A 17,015-nucleotide genomic window follows, 5' to 3' on the forward strand; every position below is an offset into this window, starting at 1 on the left:
CGCGAACCGGCCGGCCTCGACATCCACGGCCGCCCCGCCCAGCCGCAGCCGCGGGGCGAGGACGACCATCTGGATATCCCGGCTTTCCTCAGGCGGCAGGCCAACTGAGCCGTACACATCCCAGATTGTTACGAAATCTTGCAGACGATCAACTTACCCGGGCCCTGGCGCCCGGGTAAGTTTTTGTTAAGTCAGCCTTTTTATCGTCTTAACGGATCCGCGAGAATGCGACCGAAAGTTGGTAACAGTCGGACACAAACCGTGACTTGGCTCCCCTGAGGGGGGTGTCTATGGTCCGGCCCGTTCGAGCCCGGAACGGCACCGCCACGATTCGCATTGGCGACGTGCTCTCCAGGTTTCCTTCGCGGGAGGCTCCGGTTGCCGGGTTCGACAGGTCATGAAAGGGGCAGCTTCGATCCTGACGAGGTCGTCAGACCCGGGATCGGGGCGCCAGAGACGGTCGAAATGAAGACTGCACGTCAGACGACGCTTCGCGAGCAAGTCCAACTTGATGGCATCGGTGTCCATTCCGGGGCGGCGGTTTCCGTGACCCTGAACCCGGCGGAAGCCGGCACCGGTATCGCCTTCGTCCGGTCCGACCAGGACCATGTCGAGATTCCCGCCGTGTTCCGCAACGTTTCGTCGGCTGACCTGTCGACGGTGCTCGGCAATCCCGAGCGTGGCGGCATGGCGACGGTCGAGCACCTGATGGCGGCGCTGGCCGGCCTCGGTGTGGATAACTGCCTCGTCGAGGTCGACGGTCCGGAAATGCCGATCCTCGACGGTTCGGCCGCGCCTTTCGTCGAGGCCATCGACCAGGTCGGGCTGGTGACGCTGGCCGCCACCCGCAAGGCGATCAAGGTGCTGAAGACCGTGACGCTGGAGACCGATCGCGGCACGGTCGAATTGCATCCGCACGACCGGGGCCTGCGGATGGAAGTGGAGATCGACTTCACCAATCCGCTGGTCGGCCGGCAGGTTTTCGGCATTGACCTCGATCCGACCGTGTTCCGCCGCGAGGTCGCGCGTGCGCGCACCTTCGGCTTCATGCAGGACGTTTCCAAGCTCTGGGCCGCCAACCGCGCGCTCGGGGCCTCGCTCGACAACACCGTCGTGGTCGGCGACGACCGGATCCTCAACCCCGAGGGCCTGCGGTTTGCCGACGAATTCGTTCGTCACAAGCTGCTCGACGCCGTTGGCGATCTCTCGCTTGCCGGCGCACCGATCATCGGGCGGTTCCGCTCCTATCGCGGCGGCCATCGCATGAACGTCAACCTGCTCCAGGCGCTGTTCTCCGATCCGACCGCCTATGAGGTCGTCGAATCGGTCGTGCGGCGCGAGCGCGGCCACGCCGATCTCGGCGTTGCCATGCCGGCTTACGGCCCCGACGCCAACTGAGCGTCGCGCCGCATTCTGGCCTTACCCTCATGTTCTGAAAGTGTGCGGCGGAGCGGTGGCTCCGCCGTTTATTTTGGGGTAAGAGCCCTGCCGGGCTTGAAGCCCATGAGGATCTGATCGGGGAAGGTTCGTGAGCTTGGTACAGCGTCCGTTTGATCGACTGCCGCGCCGCGCATTTGTGCTGGCGACCGTTCTCGCCACCACCTTGCCCCTGGGCGCCTGCGCCAATGCGCCGTCCTTCGGCAACCTGTTCGGTGGCCAGGATACGACCAACCTTCCCGACGAACCGGCCGAAAAGCTCTATAACGAGGGCCTCGCCCTGCAGAACCGGCGCGACTGGCGCCGCGCCGCGCTGAAGTTCATGGAGATCGACCGCACCCATCCCTACACGGAATGGGCCAAGCGGGCGCTGATCATGGCGGCCTATTCCTATTACGAGGCCCAGGACTACGACGAGACGATCAACCAGGCGCGGCGCTATCTGCAGCTGCATCCCGGCTCGTCCGATGCAGCCTATGCGCAGTACCTGATGGGCGCGGCCCAATACGACCAGATCCCGGACGTCAACCGCGACCAGGGCCGGACCGAGCGCGCGCTCGTGGTCCTGGAAGAAGTCACCCGCAAATGGCCGCAGTCGGAATATGCGACCGCCGCCCGCCGCAAGATCGAGGTGGCCCGCGACCAGCTTGCCGGCCGCGAGATGATGGTCGGCCGCTACTACCAGACCCGCCGCCAGTTCGCCGGCGCCATCAACCGCTACCGCACCGTGATCTCGCAGTTCCAGACCACCCGCCATGTCGAGGAGGCGCTGGCGCGCCTGGTCGAGTGCTACATGGCGCTCGGCATCGTCAACGAGGCGCAGACGGCGGCGGCCGTGCTCGGTCACAATTTCCCGGACAGCCAGTGGTACAAGGACAGCTACGCGCTGGTCACCAACCAGGGCCTGACGCCGCGGGAGGACACCGGCTCGTGGATCAGCCGCGCCTTCCGGCGCATCGCCGGCTGACGCCCTTCCGTTCGACCTCTATTCGCGATAACAGGTAACCGGCCGGCGTCACGATGACGGCGTTTGCCGGAGTTTCGCATCGAACCGCGGACAGGCTCCGTCATCGTGGCGCCGGGACATCAGAGGTCGCTGGTGTTTTGCTTCTGAAGGCCGGTCGCGCCCTTGGCGCGGTGGCATTTCGAAACAGGCACGAGGGAAACGCGGACCGCACATGCTCGCCCAGCTTTCGATCCGCGACATCGTCCTGATCGACAGGCTCGATCTGACCTTCGCCGAGGGGCTCTCGGTGCTGACCGGCGAAACCGGCGCCGGCAAATCCATCCTGCTCGATGCGACCTCGCTGGCGCTCGGCGCGCGCGGCGACGCGGCGCTGGTGCGCAACGGCCAGGCGCAGGGCCAGGTGACCGCCGTGTTCGACGTGCCCGCCGCCCATCCAGCGCGGCGCATTGCGGCCGAAGCCGATATCGATACCGACGGCGACCTGATTCTCCGGCGTGTCCAGCTCGCCGACGGCCGCACCCGTGCCTTCGTCAACGACCAGGCGGTCAGCGTGCAGGTCCTGCGCGCGATCGGCGCTTCCCTCGTCGAGATCCACGGCCAGCATGCCGATCGCGCCCTGGTCGAACCGGAAGCCCATCGCGCGCTGGTCGACGCCTATGGCGGCCTCGCCGAAGAGGCGGCGGCCGTGCGCGCCGCCTGGAAGACCTGGCGTGATGCGCGGCGGGCGGTCGAGGAGGCGCAGGCCCGGCTCGCCAAGGCCCGCGCCGACGGCGATTTCCTGCGTCACGCGGTGGAGGAACTGACACGGCTGAAGCCGGAGGCGGGCGAGGAGGAGGCGCTTGCCGCGCGCCGGCAGGCCATGATGCAGTCGGAAAAGATCGCCGCCGATCTCTCCGACGCGGCGGAGGTCCTCGCTGGCCCCGGCTCGGCCGTGCCTTCGCTGGCCGCGGCCTGGCGCCGGCTGGAGCGGCGGGCGCAGCAGGCTCCCGCCATGATCGAGCCCATCGTCAAGGCGTTCGGCGAGGCGCTCGACCGTATCGAGGACGCCCGCGCGGCGGTCGAGGCGGCCCAGCGGGCCGCCGATTTCGACCCGCGCGAGCTGGAGCGCATCGAGGAGCGCCTGTTCGCGCTGCGCGCCGCCTCGCGCAAATATGCGGTGCCGGTCGATGGCCTGGCGACGCTGGCCGCCCGCTATCAGGCGGATGTCGCCGCGCTCGATGCGGGCGAGGACCATCTCGTCGCGCTGGTGGCGGCGGCGGGCGAGGGCGAGGCGGCCTACCGCAAGGCCGCAAAGGCGCTCTCGGCCAAGCGCAAGGCGACGGCCCTCAAGCTCGATGCCGCGGTCAATGCCGAGCTCGGGCCGCTGAAGCTCGATCGCGCCCGGTTCATCACCGAGATGACCGCCGACAGCGAAGGCCCCGAGGGCATCGACCGGGCCGAGTTCTGGGTGCAGACCAATCCCGGCACGCGCCCCGGGCCGATGATGAAGGTCGCTTCGGGCGGCGAGCTGTCGCGGTTCATGCTCGCGCTGAAAGTGGTGCTGGCCGACCAGGGCTCCGCGCCGACCCTCGTCTTCGACGAGATCGATACCGGCGTCGGCGGCGCGGTGGCCGATGCCATCGGCCAGCGTCTGGCAAGGCTCGGCTCCCAGGTGCAGGTCCTCTCGGTCACCCATGCCCCGCAGGTCGCCGCCAAGGCGACGCGCCACTACCTGATCGCCAAGGAAGCCGCCGGCGATGCCGTGGCGACCCGCGTCAAGCCGCTCGGCTTCGATCTCAGGCGCGAGGAGCTCGCCCGCATGCTGGCCGGCGAGACCATTACCGACGAGGCCCGCGCGGCAGCCGAGCGGCTGCTCGCGGTGAACTGATGGCGGTCCGGCGCGTGGCACCGGTCCTCGCTGGGGCGCTGGCCGCCCTGGTCGGTGTTGCCGGCGCGCGCGCGCAGGTGCCTGCCGCCGACTGTTCGGCGGGCGGTGTTCATCGCGTGGGCTCGACCTTGTGCTTTTCCGGCGAGCTGACGCATGCGAGCGTCGAGCGCTCATTGGCGCTGCTTGCCGCCGACCGGTCGATCTCGACCATGGCGATCACCTCCGACGGCGGCGAGGTCAGGGTCTCGCTGCGCCTCGCACGGGCGATCCGGGCGCGCGGCCTGACCCTGGTGGTGCGTCGCCAATGCGCGTCGTCCTGCGCCAATTTCCTGTTCACGGCGGCCCGCCGGAAGATCGTGGAGCCGCGCTCGCTGGTCGTGTTCCATGGCGGCATCGCGCCGCCGGCCTTCGGCGGCCTGCTCGGCGGCGGCGGCGCGGAAAGCGGCCTCAGGGCGGAGACGGAGGCCTTCTTCCGCGAGATCGGCGTCAACGGCTCGCTCACCTACGACCAGCCGCCGTTGCCGGGTTCGCGCGACGGCGCCGAGGAGTGGACGGCAAGCCCTCGCGCTCTCGCTCGCTATGGGGTTGCCGGCATCGTCTCGATGTGGTGGCCGAGCACCGCGGCGGTGCGCGCCGAGGGGCGCGCCCAGGGCATGAATCTGGGCGTGTTCGAATGATCCGGCCCGATTGAACCTGCCCGGCTCGCCTCGCGTGAGGCGTCCGACTATGCTCTGCATCCTCCAGCACAATCCGGTTTCGATCATGGCCGCGACATCAGACAAGCTTTCCGACAAGCCCATCGACAGTCTCGACCCGCAAGCCGCCGCCGCCGAGCATGCCAGGCTCGGCGAAAGGATCGCCGAGGCCGACCGGCTCTACTACCAGGACGACGCCCCGGCGCTGACCGATGCCGAATATGATGCGCTCAGGCGGCGCTACGAGGCGCTCGAGGCGCAGTTCCCGGCGCTGCGGACCGAGGACAGCCTGACCGTCAAGGTCGGCGCCGCGCCGTCGTCGAAATTCGCCAAGGTGACGCATGCCGTGCCCATGCTGTCCCTGTCGAACGCCTTCGCCGACGAGGAGGTGTTCGATTTCGTCGCCCGCGTCAGGCGTTTCCTCGGCCTTGCCGCCGATGCGCCGGTGGCCATGACGGCCGAGCCGAAGATCGACGGCCTGTCCTGTTCGCTGCGCTACGAGAACGGCCGCCTTGCAGTTGCCGCCACGCGTGGTGACGGCGCGGTGGGCGAGGACGTCACCGCCAATGTCCGCACCATTGCCGGCCTGCCGCACGCGCTCGACGGCGCCCCCCATGTGCTCGAGGTGCGCGGCGAGATCTATCTCAGCCACGAGGATTTCCGCGCCATCAATGCGCGCCAGGAGGAGCGGGGCCTGCCGCCCTTCGCCAATCCGCGCAATGCTGCGGCCGGCTCGCTGCGCCAGCTCGACGCGCGCATCACCGCGGAGCGGCCGCTGCGGTTCTTCGCCTATACCTGGGGCGCGGTGACGCCGCCGCTGCCGCGCGAGACGCAATCCGGCATGGTCGCGTGGTTCAGGCAGCTCGGCTTCCCGGTCAATCCGCTGACGGTCGTCTGCCAGGATGCCGAGGCGCTGCTCGCCCATTACCGCATGATCGAGACACGCCGCGCCAGCCTCGGCTACGACATCGACGGGGTGGTCTACAAGGTCGACAGCCTTGCCCTGCAGGACCGGCTCGGTTTCGTCTCGCGCAGCCCGCGCTGGGCCATCGCGCACAAATTCGCCGCCGAGAAGGCGACCACCGTGCTCGAAGGCATCGATATTCAGGTCGGGCGCACCGGCGCGCTGACCCCGGTCGCCAAGCTGCGTCCGGTGACGGTGGGCGGCGTCGTCGTCTCCAACGCGACGCTGCATAACGAGGATTACATCAAGGCGGTGGGCAGCGACGGCCAGCCGATCCGCGGCGGCATCGACATTCGCATCGGCGATACCGTCACGGTCCAGCGCGCCGGCGACGTCATTCCCCAGATCATCGATGTGGCGCTGGAGCAGCGGCCGGCAACGGCCGTGCCCTATGCCTTCCCGACCGTCTGCCCGGCCTGCGGCAGCCATGCCGTGCGCGACGAAGGCGAATCGGTGCGCCGCTGCACCGGCGGCCTCATCTGCCCGGCGCAGAGCGTCGAGCGGCTGCGCCACTTCGTCTCGCGACTCGCCTTCGACATCGAGGGTTTCGGCGACGTCTACATCCAGACGCTGTTCCAGGCCGGCCTGATCAAGGCGCCGGCCGACCTCTTCACCTTGAAGTTCGACGAGGTGAAGGCGGCGATCGAGCAGCGCCGGATCCAGGTGAGCGACGAGCGCTACGCCGCGCTCGGCAAGGAGCCGCCGAAGCGGCAGTCCAGCCGCAAGTCCGGCGATCCGGACGAGGACAAGGCGATCAAGAACCTGCTGAACGCCATCGAGGCGCGGCGGCGGGTCAGCCTCAACCGCTTCATTTTCGGCCTGGGCATCCGCCATATCGGCGAAACGACGGCCAAGGCGCTCGCCCGCCGCTTTCCGGATGTGGACATGCTCTTGGCGGCCATCGATGCCGCCGCCAAGGGCCGGCCGGGCGAGGCCTGGTTCGCGCTGTCGTCCTTTCCCGGGATCGGCCCGGTGACGCTCGCGCGCCTCGTCGAGGCGGCGGGCAATCTGGAAGCCACCGCCGACGAGGCTGGCGCCGCGCTCGCGCGGTCGACCGTGCTCGGCCGGCTCGGCAAGGCCCAGCGCGCCGCCCTCGTCGAACGGTACGGCGACGAGGAGGCGGTCATCGCGGCGCTGGAAGCCGCAGCCGCGGCGCGGCCGACCGATGCCTATCGCCTGCTGGCCGATGACGGCGAGATCGGCACTGTCGCGACCAATTCGCTGATCGAGTTCTTCGCCGAGGCGCACAATGCCGAAGCCGTCGCGGCTCTGCTCGCCCAGGTGACGATCGAGCCGCCGGAGGCGGTCGCGACCCAGACGGCGATCGCCGGCAAGATCGTGGTGTTCACCGGCTCGCTGGAGCTGATGACCCGCGACGAGGCCAAGGCGAAGGCCGAGCGGCTGGGAGCCAAGGTTTCCGGCTCGGTATCGTCCAAGACCGACTTCGTGGTGGCCGGCCCCGGCGCCGGCTCCAAGCTGAAGGATGCCGAGAAGCACGGGGTCAAGGTCCTGTCCGAGGCCGAGTGGCTGGCGCTGATCGGCGGCTGAGGCCGCCCGCCATGCAAATATGGCAGGGCTGATGGTGCGGTGCACAATGTTGCGCTTTTGCTGCATTGCACCAAATTGGAGGGGTCGAAAGGGAGGAAGCCTCGAGGTCGTCCACTCGTTCACGAGGAGAGAAGACCATGGCCACCGTCGCACTCGACCAGCCCGTCACCCGCAGGCCCGAGCCCGTCCGGCGCGGCTTCCTGGCGTTTCTGCGCGCCGCCTACGAGGCCTTCGTCGAGGCTCAGCGCATGCGCGCCGAGACCTATGCCAACGGCTACCTGATGCACCTGTCCGATCGCGAGCTCGCCGAGCGCGGCATCAGCCGGGAGCAGACGATCCGCACCACCCGCGACCTGATGTCGGTGTTCTGAGCGCCTCTGGCGCCCGTCATGCGGCCCCGCGCGGCTTTGTCCCGGGGCCATCCGGAGATCTTTTCGATGCTGCTCGCCGTCCTTGCCCAATGGTTCAAGGCCCGCAATCCGCGCCAGGCCGCGCTGCGCGCCTGGCGTGCCGACCATGCCGCCATCCCCTTCGACGAACTGAAGCGCGCCGGCATCCTGCGCACGCTCGCGGGCTCCGCGACGCTGCCGTTCAGCCGCTGACGGGGCGGCCGGTCAGGCCGTCTTCGGAATGCCGATCACCTTGCCGACGCCCTTCGGCGTCGGCCGGCCGAGCGCCGGCGCCTGCCAGGCCTTCAGCTTCGCCATGACATCGTCCGGGAAGGGCGCGACCTTGCGCGTCGTCATGTCGACATGGAGTGCGATGGCCTCCTCGGTCGCCGACAGCCAGCGCTCGTCGGCATGGACCATCTCCAGCCAGTAGTGCATGCGCTTGGCGTCGATATCGAGCACATGCATGCGCACCTCCACGGGATCGCCGAGGTGCAGTTCGCGCAGATAGCGGACGTGCAGCTCGCCCATGAAGAAGCCGAGCCTGCGCTCCTCGACGTAGTTCTGCGCCAGGCCCTGGCTCTCGAACATGACGTCCAGCGCCTCGTCGAACAGCTTGACGTAGAAGGCGACATTGAGGTGGCCGTTATAGTCGATCCATTCCGGGCGGATCGTCAGGCGCTGCGAAACGGGCAGCCCGGTTTCCGGGCAAAGGGTTATGGCGTTCATGACGATGACTGTACCGCGCTGCGGCCGACGGGCAATCCGGCCGAATGGCCGGCCCGCCGTGCGGCCGGGCTGCTTCCTCAAGGCCGCCCGGTTGGCTAGTCTCCGCGCTTGCCTCCGGAGCGGCGCAGGTCGCGGCCGCGGGGCCGCAAGGAGCGCATGATGCCGGCCACGATGAAAGCCCGTCCCACTCCCGAGACCCTCGCGGCGGTGACCGCCGAGCTGCAGGCGCTGTTCGGCAATCGTGCGGTGACCTCGGAGGCGGTCCGCCAGCAGCATGGCCACACCCTGACGGTGGTGCCGAACCAGCCGCCCGACATCGTCGTCTATCCCCGGGATGTCGACGACTGCGTCGCGGTGATGAAGCTTGCCGCAAGGCATGGCGTGCCGGTCGTGCCCTTCGGCACGGGCACCTCGCTCGAGGGCCATGTCAACGCCCCCTATGGCGGCATCTCCGTCGATACCTCGCTGATGAAGGCGATCGTGGCGGTGCATGCGGAGGATCTCGACGTGGTGGTCGAGCCTGGCGTCACGCGCAAGCAGCTCAACGACTATCTGCGCGACATGGGGCTGTTCTTCCCGATCGATCCGGGCGCCGACGCCTCGATCGGCGGCATGGCCTCGACCCGCGCCTCCGGCACCAATGCCGTGCGCTACGGCACCATGAAGGACAACGTCATCGCGCTGGAGGTGGTGCTGCCCAACGGCGAGGTGATCGAGACCGCGCGGCGGGCCAAGAAGAGCTCCGCGGGCTACGATCTCACCCACCTCTTCGTCGGCGCCGAGGGCACGCTCGGCCTGATCACCAAGATCACGCTCAAGCTGCACGGCATTCCCGAGGCGATCTCCGCGGCCGTCTGCTCGTTCCCCACCGTGAAGGCTGCTGCCGACACGACCATCGCCGCCATCCAGTCCGGCATCCCGGTCGCCCGTATCGAGCTGCTCGACGAGGTCCAGGTCAAGGCGGTCAATACCTATTCCAAGCTCAGCCTGCCCGAGAGCCCGCTGCTGCTGCTCGAGTTCCACGGCACCGATGCCGGCGTCGCCGAGCAGGTCGAGCGTTTCCGCGCCATTGCCGACGACTATGGCGCCGGCAATTTCGAGTGGGCGGTCAAGCCCGAGGATCGCAGCCGCCTCTGGCAGGCGCGCCACGATTCCTACTGGGCCGCGCTGGCGCTCCGGCCGGGCACCAAGAGCCAGTCTTCGGATGTCTGCGTGCCGCTGTCGCGGCTGGCCGACTGCATCGAGGAAACAAAAAGGGATATCGAGGCGACCGGCCTCGTCGCGCCGATCGTCGGCCATGTCGGTGACGGCAATTTCCATGTCCTGCCGCTGATGGACGAAAACGACCCGGAGGACGTCGCGCGCGTCACCGCCTTCATGGGCCGCATCGTCGAACGGGCGCTGGCCATGGGCGGTACCTGCACGGGCGAGCACGGCGTCGGCCAGGGCAAGATGAAATATCTCAAGGCCGAGCATGGCGGGCCGGCGCTCGCCCTCATGGCCGCGCTCAAGCAGGCGGTCGATCCGGCCGGCATCATGAATCCGGGCAAGATCATCGGCGCGTAGACGCCGCCGAAAAGAAAGGCCGGCACGTTCACGTGCCGGCCTCGGCCTGTCGCCAGACGAAAAACCGCGCCTCAGAAGGTGCAGCCCATCGGGCCCATCGACTGCTTCACCTGCTCGGTCACCTGGGTGCACATCTGCGGCAGGGTCGCGCGGGTCTGCGGATTGCCGGCGAGCTGCTTCCACTGGGCGCGCATCTGGGTGATGCTCTGCGTCACGGTCGGCCGCTGCTCGGCCGGCACGCGCGTGTTCACGCAGGTCTCATAGGCGGCGATGAAGCGATCGCATTCGGGCACCCCGACCTCGTCGGCCGCGCGGGCATTGACGTTGGAAAAGACCAGAAGGCCGGCGGCAAGACCGAAAACAAGACGAGAGATCATTGGGATTGCTCCGTGAGGGATCGCTGGGGGCGAAGGAAAATGAAGTGGAGTGGAAACAGTTGAACCCTTCGCTATTGCCGTCGACGGAATTCTGTTCGCGCATGGTCGATCTATTCATGCGGAAAGAATGTCATTCTCTCTGATGACTTGGGGGAGAGAGAACGAATCCGTCACAGTGTTTATGGCGCAGAAGCCATGACAAGGCAACGACGGCCGTCCGTCCGCGTCATGCGGCCACTGCATGGGTCGAGCGGCCGGGCTCAACGCGGCGTAAAGGTGCAGCCGAACGGTTCCAGGCCCCGCTGCATCTGCGCGCCCTGGACACGGCAGACCTGTTCGAGCTGGGCGCGTGTCTGCGGGTTCTCCGCCAGCGATTTCCAGCTGGCCCTGAGCTGAGCCACCTGCTGGCTGAACGTGCCGCGGTGATCCGCCGGCACCTTGGTGGTGACGCAGGTTTCGTAGCTCGTGATGAACTGGTCGCAGTCCGGAATGCCGATGGTCTCGTCGGCACGGGCGAAGCCGGAAAGATGGACAAGCAGGCCGGCGGCGAGCGCGAAGGCCAGACGGGATATCATGCGGGCATGCTCCTGCACGCAGCGTGTTCATGGATGCCGGGGCGGCACCCGGATCTCGATTGCCGGCGAACTTGCCTGACCCGCATTTCCGCAACATGTCGTCGCGCCCGAGCGGCCGGGATCTTTGTTTCGTCCGCTCGGAACCCGCGCGAACGGTCCGCCCGGGCGCGCGATGCGTCTGCCGCCTGCGGCGGTAGCGAAGGCGCCGCCTTCTGTGGCATGCTCGGGCGCGTATGGGGCGTACCGGCCGCCGCCGGGTGGAGGGGGAACTCATGGTCGACAGGCACGGCGGGAGCTGGCATCGCGCTTGTGCCGCGCTGGCCGGTGGGCTCGTCCTGCTCGCCGCGGCCTTGGCGCCTCCGGCCGCGGCCCGCGAATTCCGCGTCGCCGACACCCAGATGGCCGATTATCCCACCGTCCGGGCGCTTGAGCACATGGGCCGCCTGATCCTCGAGCGCAGCCGGGGCCGGCACAGCCTGAGGATTTTCCATTCGAGCCAGCTCGGCGAGGAGAAGGCGACGATCGAGCAGACCCGCATTGGTGCGATCGACATCAATCGCACCAATGTCGCTCCGCTCGGTAGCTTCATTCCCGAAGCCAATGTGCTGGCTCTGCCCTTCCTGTTCCGCTCGGTCGAGCACCTGCACTCCGTGCTCGACGGGCCGATCGGCGACGAGATACTGGCCCGCTTCGAGGCCCATGGCCTGGTCGGCCTTGCCTTCTACGATTCCGGAGCGCGGTCGATCTACAACTCGGTCCGGCCGATCCGCTCGATGATCGACCTGAAAGGGCTGCGCATCCGCGTGCAGCAGTCGGACATGATGGTCGACATGATGAAGGCGCTCGGCGCCGAGCCGGTGGCCTTGCCCTATGGCCAGGTCGGCGTCGGCCTGTCCACCGGCCTCATCCAGGGCGCGGAGAACAACTGGCCCTCCTACGTGACCACCGACCACTACCGGGCCGCCCGCTACCTGACGCTGACCGAGCACACGATGAGCCCGGAAGTCGTGGTGGTGTCGAAGCGGGTCTGGGAGACGCTGTCGGAGGAGGACAGGGCTATCTTCCGGCAGGCGGCGCGCGAATCCTCGCGCGCCATGCGCGCGCAATGGGAGAAGCTGGAACAGACCTCGCGCCAGCAGGCCGAGCGCGCCGGTGTCGAGATCGTCACGCTCGCCGACCGCAGCGCCTTCGAGGCGGCCGTGACCGGCCTTGCCGCCCGCTTTGCCGGCGAGGCCGACCTGATGGCGCTTATCGAGCGGATCCGCCAGGCCCGATGATGGACGCGTCCACGGCACGGCGGCGGCTGACGGCCCCCGTTCTCCGGTCGCTGAAGGGCCGCTTCGATCTTGCCTCGCAGGCGCTGCGCCACATTCCCGTGCGCTGGCGCATCGCCACCGTCGTCATCCTCAATCTCGCCTTCATCGGCCTGCTGCTGCTGCTGATCGCTTCGGGCGCCAGCGCCATCCGCTCGGCCTGGAACGCGGCGCAGGACGCGCGCCGCATCGACCGCCTGCTGGCCTCGATCGAAAACGAGGCCGGACGCCTGCAGACGCTGATCCACCGCTACTTCGCGCTGCCGAACGACATCGTGCTCGCCGACATCGAGGCGCGGCGCAAGGCGCTGCTGGCCAAGCTGGCGCTGGAAAAGGAAATCGACCTCGCGCTGCAGAACCCGGCCCGTTCGGTGACCAGCGTCACCGAGCGCTTCATGCTGGGCTTCGACGAACTGCGCAGCGTGCGGGAGACCATTTCCTCGATCTACGAGAACGAGATCCGCAAGCCCGCGAGCGAGCTTTCCCAGCTCTATGCCGTCGTCGAGACGGCCATGGCCGAGCGCGCGCCGCTGATCGCGCCGGCGCTCGGCAAGTCGCGCGAGGCCTTCTCGATCTTCCTCGTCGCGATCAACGACTATTACCTGACCCAGTCGGCGCAGGCCCAGCGCGAGGCTTCCTCCAGCATCGAGGTGATCCAGGCGACGGCGCCGGTCATGGCCGATCTGGCCTCGTCCGACTTCCAGAAGGCGGCGGTGCAGACGCTGCGCGAGCGCACCGATGCGCTGCGGGCCGGTTTCGGCCGGCTGATCACCGTGCTCGGCATGCAGAACCGGCTCCTGCAGGTCGAGATCGACGGCAACCAGGCGGTCATGGCCACCGTCATCCAGGAGGTGGCCGACCGGGTCCGCGCCAACGAGGATGCCGCGCAGGCGCGGCTCGAAAGCACCCTGCGCTCGGTCTTCGTCCAGGCGGTGATCGTGGCCGGCCTGTTCCTGCTGTTCGTCGCCGCCATCTGGGCGCTGATCGCGCATTCGATCCGCGCGCCGCTCGACGATCTCGCCGGCAGCATGGCCGATATCGTGCGCGGCGACCTTGCCCGTGCTCCGGCCGGCCTGATGGCGGGCGATGATATCGGCCGCATGGCCCGCGCGGTCGAGGTGTTCCGCCAGAACGCCATCGAGAAGCAGCGGGCCGAGCGCGACCTGGTGGCGGCCAAGGACCGCGCCGAGACCGCGCTCGCCCATCTGCGCGAGACCCAGGAGAGCCTGATCGAGGCCGAGAAGCTGGCGGCCCTCGGCGGCCTGGTGGCGGGCGTCGCGCATGAGGTGAACAATCCGATCGGCATCAGCCTGACCGTCGCCTCGACGCTGACCCGGCGCATCGAGGATTTTGGCCGCGACGTCGAGCGCGGCGAACTGCGCCGCTCCAAGCTCACCGAATTCGTCGAAGGCAGCCGGGAAGCGGCCGCGCAGCTGTCGATGAACCTGCAGCGCGCCGGCGAGATGGTGCAGGCCTTCAAGCAGGTGGCGGTCGACCGCAGCCATGCCGACCGCCGCTCCTTCGACCTTGCCGAGGCGACCGACCAGATCGTCGCGAGCCTTCGCCCCACCTTGAAGCGGGCGGCGATCGAACTCGACGTCGACATGCCCGACGGCATCACCCTCGACAGCTATCCCGGGCCCTACGGCCAGGTGATCACCAACCTCTTCATCAATGCCCTGACCCACGCCTTCCCCGAGGGCCGCAGGGGCAAGTTCCGCATCGCCGCGGTCGAGGCGGCTGATCACGTGACCATCACGGTTCAGGACGACGGGGTCGGCATGACCGAGGCTGTGCAGCGCCAGGCCTTCGACCCCTTCTTCACCACCCGGCGCGGCGAGGGCGGCACCGGGCTCGGCCTCAATATCGTCTTCAACATCGTGACGCGGCGCCTCGGTGGTCGTATCACGCTTCAGTCGGTGCCGGGCCAGGGCACCACTTTCCGCATGATCCTGCCGCTCGTTGCGCCGCAGGAGCCGGCCGAACGTCCTTGACGGCAGCCAGTCAGACCCGGGTGTTTCGATGAACGACAAAGACCGAGACGACGATCTGATCCAGGTGGTGGAGGACGAGCCGGCCGCGCGCGGCCGCGACCAGCACCGCTGGAAGGTCGCGATCATCGACGACGACCCGGCGGTGCATTCGGGCACGCGCTATGCGCTCTACGACTACGAGCTGGCCGGGGCGGGGCTGGAGCTGCTCTCGGCCTATTCGGCCGCGGAGGGGCGGGCGCTGCTGGCCGCGCATCCCGACATGGCGGTGGTGCTGCTCGACGTGGTCATGGAGAGCGACGGGGCGGGGCTCGAGCTCGTCGAGGAGATCCGCAACGTCCTGAAGAACGACACGGTGCGCATCATCCTGCGCACCGGCCAGCCCGGCCAGGCGCCGGAACGCCAGGTCATCGTCGATTACGACATCAACGACTACAAGGCGAAGACCGAGCTGACCGCGGACAAGCTGTTCACCGCCCTGACCGCGGCGATCCGCTCCTATCAGCAGCTGATGCGGCTGGTCGAGACCCGCCGCGGGCTCGAGCTGATCGTCGATGCCGCCTCCGAACTGTTCGACCTGAAGTCCATGCGCAAGCTGGCCGAGGGCGTGCTGACCCAGATCGCCGGGCTGATCCAGGCCCATTGCGAAGGCATCCTGGTGCTGCGCGAGGACCAGCGCGCCGGCTATGCCATTCTCGCCGGCTCGGGCGTCTATGCCGGCATGGCCGGCACCGCCGAGAGCGGCCTCGACCAGACGATGGCCGATCTGGTGGGCTCGGCCTTCGAGCAGCGCTGCCACACCTTCCGTGGCGAGCAGACCATGCTCTATATCCGCACCGCCAGCGGCCGCGAGGTGGTGGTGGCGCTGCGCTCGGACCGGCCGCTGTCGGAAACCGACCGGACCCTGGTCGCCGTGTTCTGCGGGCGGCTGTCCACGGCCTTCGACAATGTCATCCTCTATGAGCAGCTGCAGGCGGCCAACGAGACCCTGGAGCTGAGGGTCGCCGAGCGCACACGCCAGCTGACCGGCGCCAACGAGCGGCTGACCACCCAGTGGAACCGCCTGAAGCGCACCAACGATCACAAGGCCGAGGTGCTCGGCACGGTCGCCCACGATCTGAAGAACCCGCTCGGCGTCATTCTCGGCCGCTCGGAAATGATGCGCGAGCTCCTGGAGCTCGACCCGCCCAATATCGAGCGGGCGAAGAGCCAGATCGAGCAGCTGCGTTCCTCGGTCGCGCGCATGACCGGCATGATCGACGCGCTGTTGAACGACGCCATGCTGGATGCCGAGGACATCGTGCTGCGCGTTGCCGATATCGACACGGCCGCGGTGATCGGTGCGGTGATCGACGCCAATCGCCCGCTGGCCGAGCGCAAGCAGCAGAACCTCGTCTATTCCGGGCCGGCGAGCCTCACCGGCCGGGCTGACCCGGACCGGATCCGCGAGGCGATCGACAACCTCGTCTCCAATGCGATCAAGTATTCCCCGCCCGGCGGGCGCATCGCGGTCCGCCTGTCGGCCGGGCCCGACGGCCATGAGGTGGCGGTGAGCGACAGCGGCCCGGGGCTTTCGGAGGAGGATCTCGGCCGTCTGTTCGGGCGGTTCCAGCGTCTCTCGGCAAAGCCGACCGGCGGCGAGAGCTCGACCGGGCTCGGCCTGTTCATCGCGCGCCGGATCATCGAGCTCCATGGCGGCCGCATTGCCGCCGAAGCCAATGCCGAGGGCCCCGGGGCGACCTTCAGCCTGACCTTGCCGTCGGCCGGACCGGGAGCTGCGGCATGAGCGCGAAACCGCACATCATGGTGGTCGACGACGAGCCGGCGGCCCGCGACATGGTCGGCGACTATCTGAAGATGCACGGCTTCGAGGTGACGCCCTGCGACGGCGCCGCCGCGCTGCGCCGGGCCATGGCGGCCGGCCGGCCCGATCTCATCGTGCTCGACCTCAACATGCCCGAGGAGGACGGGCTTTCGGTCATCCGCGATCTCAAGCGCTCGGCGCCGGTGCCGGTCATCATGCTGACCGCCACCGCCAGCGCGGTCGACCGCATCGTCGGGCTGGAGCTCGGCGCCGACGACTACCTCGCCAAGCCCTGCGAGCTGCGCGAGCTGCTCGCCCGGATCCGCTCGGTGCTGCGCCGCGCCGCCGCCGTCGCCGCGGCGGCGCGGCCGGAGCAGAAGGAACGGGTGCGCTTCGGCACCAAATGGCTGGACCTCGCCGGCCACATGCTGCGCGACGATGACGGCGCCGAGTTTCCGCTGACCAGCTCGGAGTTCAACCTGCTCAAGGCCTTTGCCGAGAATCCCCGCCGCGTGCTCTCGCGCGACCGCCTGCTGGATCTCGCCGGCGCGCGCGACCCGGACGCGTTCGACCGGGCCATCGACGTGCGTATCACCCGCATTCGCAAGAAGATCGAACCCGATCCGGAGGCCCCCGCCTTCATCAAGACCGTGCGCGGGGCCGGCTACATGTTCCTGCCCGACGGCGAGAAGCGCTGAGGGCGGCGAGTGGCGAATGGCGAGTGGGGAAGGTCCTCGCGTCCTCGCGTCCCGCTCGTCATGTTGGCCTGGAACAAACGCCCGGCGCGCCGAAA

Annotated in this window: 15 protein-coding genes; 12 read left to right on the top strand and 3 right to left on the bottom strand. The window is 68.5% G+C overall.

The window, feature by feature from the left end; all coding sequences use genetic code 11:
* The first annotated feature begins 465 nt into the window (after positions 1 to 465).
* The 7 genes from lpxC (at position 466) to OZ671_RS28475 (ending at position 8,080) form a co-directional block, all read left to right on the top strand.
* The gene (gene lpxC, locus OZ671_RS28445) at positions 466 to 1,398 is read left to right on the top strand and encodes a UDP-3-O-acyl-N-acetylglucosamine deacetylase (protein WP_038304447.1); all 933 of its coding nucleotides are present in this window, start codon (positions 466 to 468) and stop codon (positions 1,396 to 1,398) included.
* A 130-nt stretch (positions 1,399 to 1,528) separates the two neighbouring features.
* Positions 1,529 to 2,404, top strand: coding sequence for an outer membrane protein assembly factor BamD (locus OZ671_RS28450; protein WP_268863840.1), 876 nt, complete (start codon positions 1,529 to 1,531; stop codon positions 2,402 to 2,404).
* Positions 2,405 to 2,615: 211 nt separating this feature from the next.
* Complete coding sequence (gene recN / locus OZ671_RS28455) at positions 2,616 to 4,271, top strand: DNA repair protein RecN (RefSeq protein ID WP_268863841.1); 1,656 nt, start codon at positions 2,616 to 2,618, stop codon at positions 4,269 to 4,271.
* Positions 4,272 to 4,285: 14 nt separating this feature from the next.
* Complete coding sequence (locus tag OZ671_RS28460) at positions 4,286 to 4,948, top strand: hypothetical protein (protein ID WP_268863842.1); 663 nt, start codon at positions 4,286 to 4,288, stop codon at positions 4,946 to 4,948.
* Positions 4,949 to 5,033: 85 nt separating this feature from the next.
* Positions 5,034 to 7,478, top strand: a complete 2,445-nt coding sequence (gene ligA / locus OZ671_RS28465; RefSeq protein WP_268863843.1) for an NAD-dependent DNA ligase LigA — start codon at positions 5,034 to 5,036, stop codon at positions 7,476 to 7,478.
* Positions 7,479 to 7,615: 137 nt separating this feature from the next.
* On the top strand, positions 7,616 to 7,849 hold the full coding sequence (locus tag OZ671_RS28470; RefSeq protein WP_268863844.1) for a hypothetical protein: 234 nt from the start codon (positions 7,616 to 7,618) through the stop codon (positions 7,847 to 7,849).
* Between the two features lie 66 nt (positions 7,850 to 7,915).
* Positions 7,916 to 8,080, top strand: coding sequence for a hypothetical protein (locus tag OZ671_RS28475; protein WP_268863845.1), 165 nt, complete (start codon positions 7,916 to 7,918; stop codon positions 8,078 to 8,080).
* A gap of 12 nt (positions 8,081 to 8,092) precedes the next feature.
* Here the strand turns inward: OZ671_RS28475 and OZ671_RS28480 are convergent, their stop codons facing one another.
* Positions 8,093 to 8,596 carry a thioesterase family protein gene (locus tag OZ671_RS28480; RefSeq protein ID WP_268863846.1) on the bottom strand — a complete coding sequence of 168 codons (504 nt, stop codon included), beginning with the start codon at positions 8,594 to 8,596 and terminating at the stop codon, positions 8,093 to 8,095.
* Between the two features lie 171 nt (positions 8,597 to 8,767).
* Here OZ671_RS28480 and OZ671_RS28485 point away from each other — a divergent pair, with 171 nt between their 5' ends.
* Positions 8,768 to 10,162, top strand: coding sequence for an FAD-binding oxidoreductase (locus tag OZ671_RS28485; protein WP_268863847.1), 1,395 nt, complete (start codon positions 8,768 to 8,770; stop codon positions 10,160 to 10,162).
* A gap of 71 nt (positions 10,163 to 10,233) precedes the next feature.
* Here the strand turns inward: OZ671_RS28485 and OZ671_RS28490 are convergent, their stop codons facing one another.
* Positions 10,234 to 10,539 (bottom strand): hypothetical protein, encoded by a 306-nt coding sequence (locus OZ671_RS28490; protein ID WP_268863848.1) that lies wholly within the window; start codon positions 10,537 to 10,539, stop codon positions 10,234 to 10,236.
* A 260-nt stretch (positions 10,540 to 10,799) separates the two neighbouring features.
* Positions 10,800 to 11,114 carry a hypothetical protein gene (locus OZ671_RS28495; protein WP_268863849.1) on the bottom strand — a complete coding sequence of 105 codons (315 nt, stop codon included), beginning with the start codon at positions 11,112 to 11,114 and terminating at the stop codon, positions 10,800 to 10,802.
* A 272-nt stretch (positions 11,115 to 11,386) separates the two neighbouring features.
* Between OZ671_RS28495 and OZ671_RS28500 the strand changes: the two genes are divergently transcribed.
* Genes OZ671_RS28500 through OZ671_RS28515 form a run of 4 tightly spaced genes read left to right on the top strand, consistent with a single transcriptional unit; the run spans position 11,387 to position 16,920 of the window.
* The gene (locus OZ671_RS28500; RefSeq protein WP_268863850.1) at positions 11,387 to 12,391 is read left to right on the top strand and encodes a TRAP transporter substrate-binding protein; all 1,005 of its coding nucleotides are present in this window, start codon (positions 11,387 to 11,389) and stop codon (positions 12,389 to 12,391) included.
* On the top strand, positions 12,388 to 14,421 hold the full coding sequence (locus OZ671_RS28505; RefSeq protein ID WP_268863851.1) for a sensor histidine kinase: 2,034 nt from the start codon (positions 12,388 to 12,390) through the stop codon (positions 14,419 to 14,421). Before OZ671_RS28500 ends, OZ671_RS28505 begins: the two co-directional genes overlap by 4 nt.
* Before the next feature lie 28 nt (positions 14,422 to 14,449).
* Entirely contained in the window at positions 14,450 to 16,204 is a 1,755-nt protein-coding gene (locus OZ671_RS28510; protein WP_268863852.1) for an ATP-binding response regulator, read from the top strand.
* On the top strand, positions 16,201 to 16,920 hold the full coding sequence (locus OZ671_RS28515; RefSeq protein WP_038304359.1) for a response regulator: 720 nt from the start codon (positions 16,201 to 16,203) through the stop codon (positions 16,918 to 16,920). The genes OZ671_RS28510 and OZ671_RS28515 overlap by 4 nt, the downstream gene beginning before the upstream one ends.
* Positions 16,921 to 17,015 lie beyond the last annotated feature (95 nt).

The sequence above is a fragment of the Phreatobacter sp. AB_2022a genome, from assembly GCF_026847585.1.
In the GTDB taxonomy this organism is placed as follows: Bacteria; Pseudomonadota; Alphaproteobacteria; order Rhizobiales; family Phreatobacteraceae; genus Phreatobacter.

Bases quoted from the DNA above. Each gene is read 5' to 3' on its own strand.
- lpxC (WP_038304447.1), top strand. From the start codon at position 466: ATGAAGACTGCACGTCAGACGACGCTTCGCGAGCAAGTCCAACTTGAT.
- recN (WP_268863841.1), top strand. From the start codon at position 2,616: ATGCTCGCCCAGCTTTCGATCCGCGACATCGTCCTGATCGACAGGCTC.
- ligA (WP_268863843.1), top strand. From the start codon at position 5,034: ATGGCCGCGACATCAGACAAGCTTTCCGACAAGCCCATCGACAGTCTC.
- OZ671_RS28470 (WP_268863844.1), top strand. From the start codon at position 7,616: ATGGCCACCGTCGCACTCGACCAGCCCGTCACCCGCAGGCCCGAGCCC.
- OZ671_RS28475 (WP_268863845.1), top strand. From the start codon at position 7,916: ATGCTGCTCGCCGTCCTTGCCCAATGGTTCAAGGCCCGCAATCCGCGC.
- OZ671_RS28480 (WP_268863846.1), bottom strand. From the start codon at position 8,596: ATGAACGCCATAACCCTTTGCCCGGAAACCGGGCTGCCCGTTTCGCAG.
- OZ671_RS28485 (WP_268863847.1), top strand. From the start codon at position 8,768: ATGAAAGCCCGTCCCACTCCCGAGACCCTCGCGGCGGTGACCGCCGAG.
- OZ671_RS28490 (WP_268863848.1), bottom strand. From the start codon at position 10,539: ATGATCTCTCGTCTTGTTTTCGGTCTTGCCGCCGGCCTTCTGGTCTTT.
- OZ671_RS28495 (WP_268863849.1), bottom strand. From the start codon at position 11,114: ATGATATCCCGTCTGGCCTTCGCGCTCGCCGCCGGCCTGCTTGTCCAT.
- OZ671_RS28500 (WP_268863850.1), top strand. From the start codon at position 11,387: ATGGTCGACAGGCACGGCGGGAGCTGGCATCGCGCTTGTGCCGCGCTG.
- OZ671_RS28505 (WP_268863851.1), top strand. From the start codon at position 12,388: ATGATGGACGCGTCCACGGCACGGCGGCGGCTGACGGCCCCCGTTCTC.
- OZ671_RS28510 (WP_268863852.1), top strand. From the start codon at position 14,450: ATGAACGACAAAGACCGAGACGACGATCTGATCCAGGTGGTGGAGGAC.
- OZ671_RS28515 (WP_038304359.1), top strand. From the start codon at position 16,201: ATGAGCGCGAAACCGCACATCATGGTGGTCGACGACGAGCCGGCGGCC.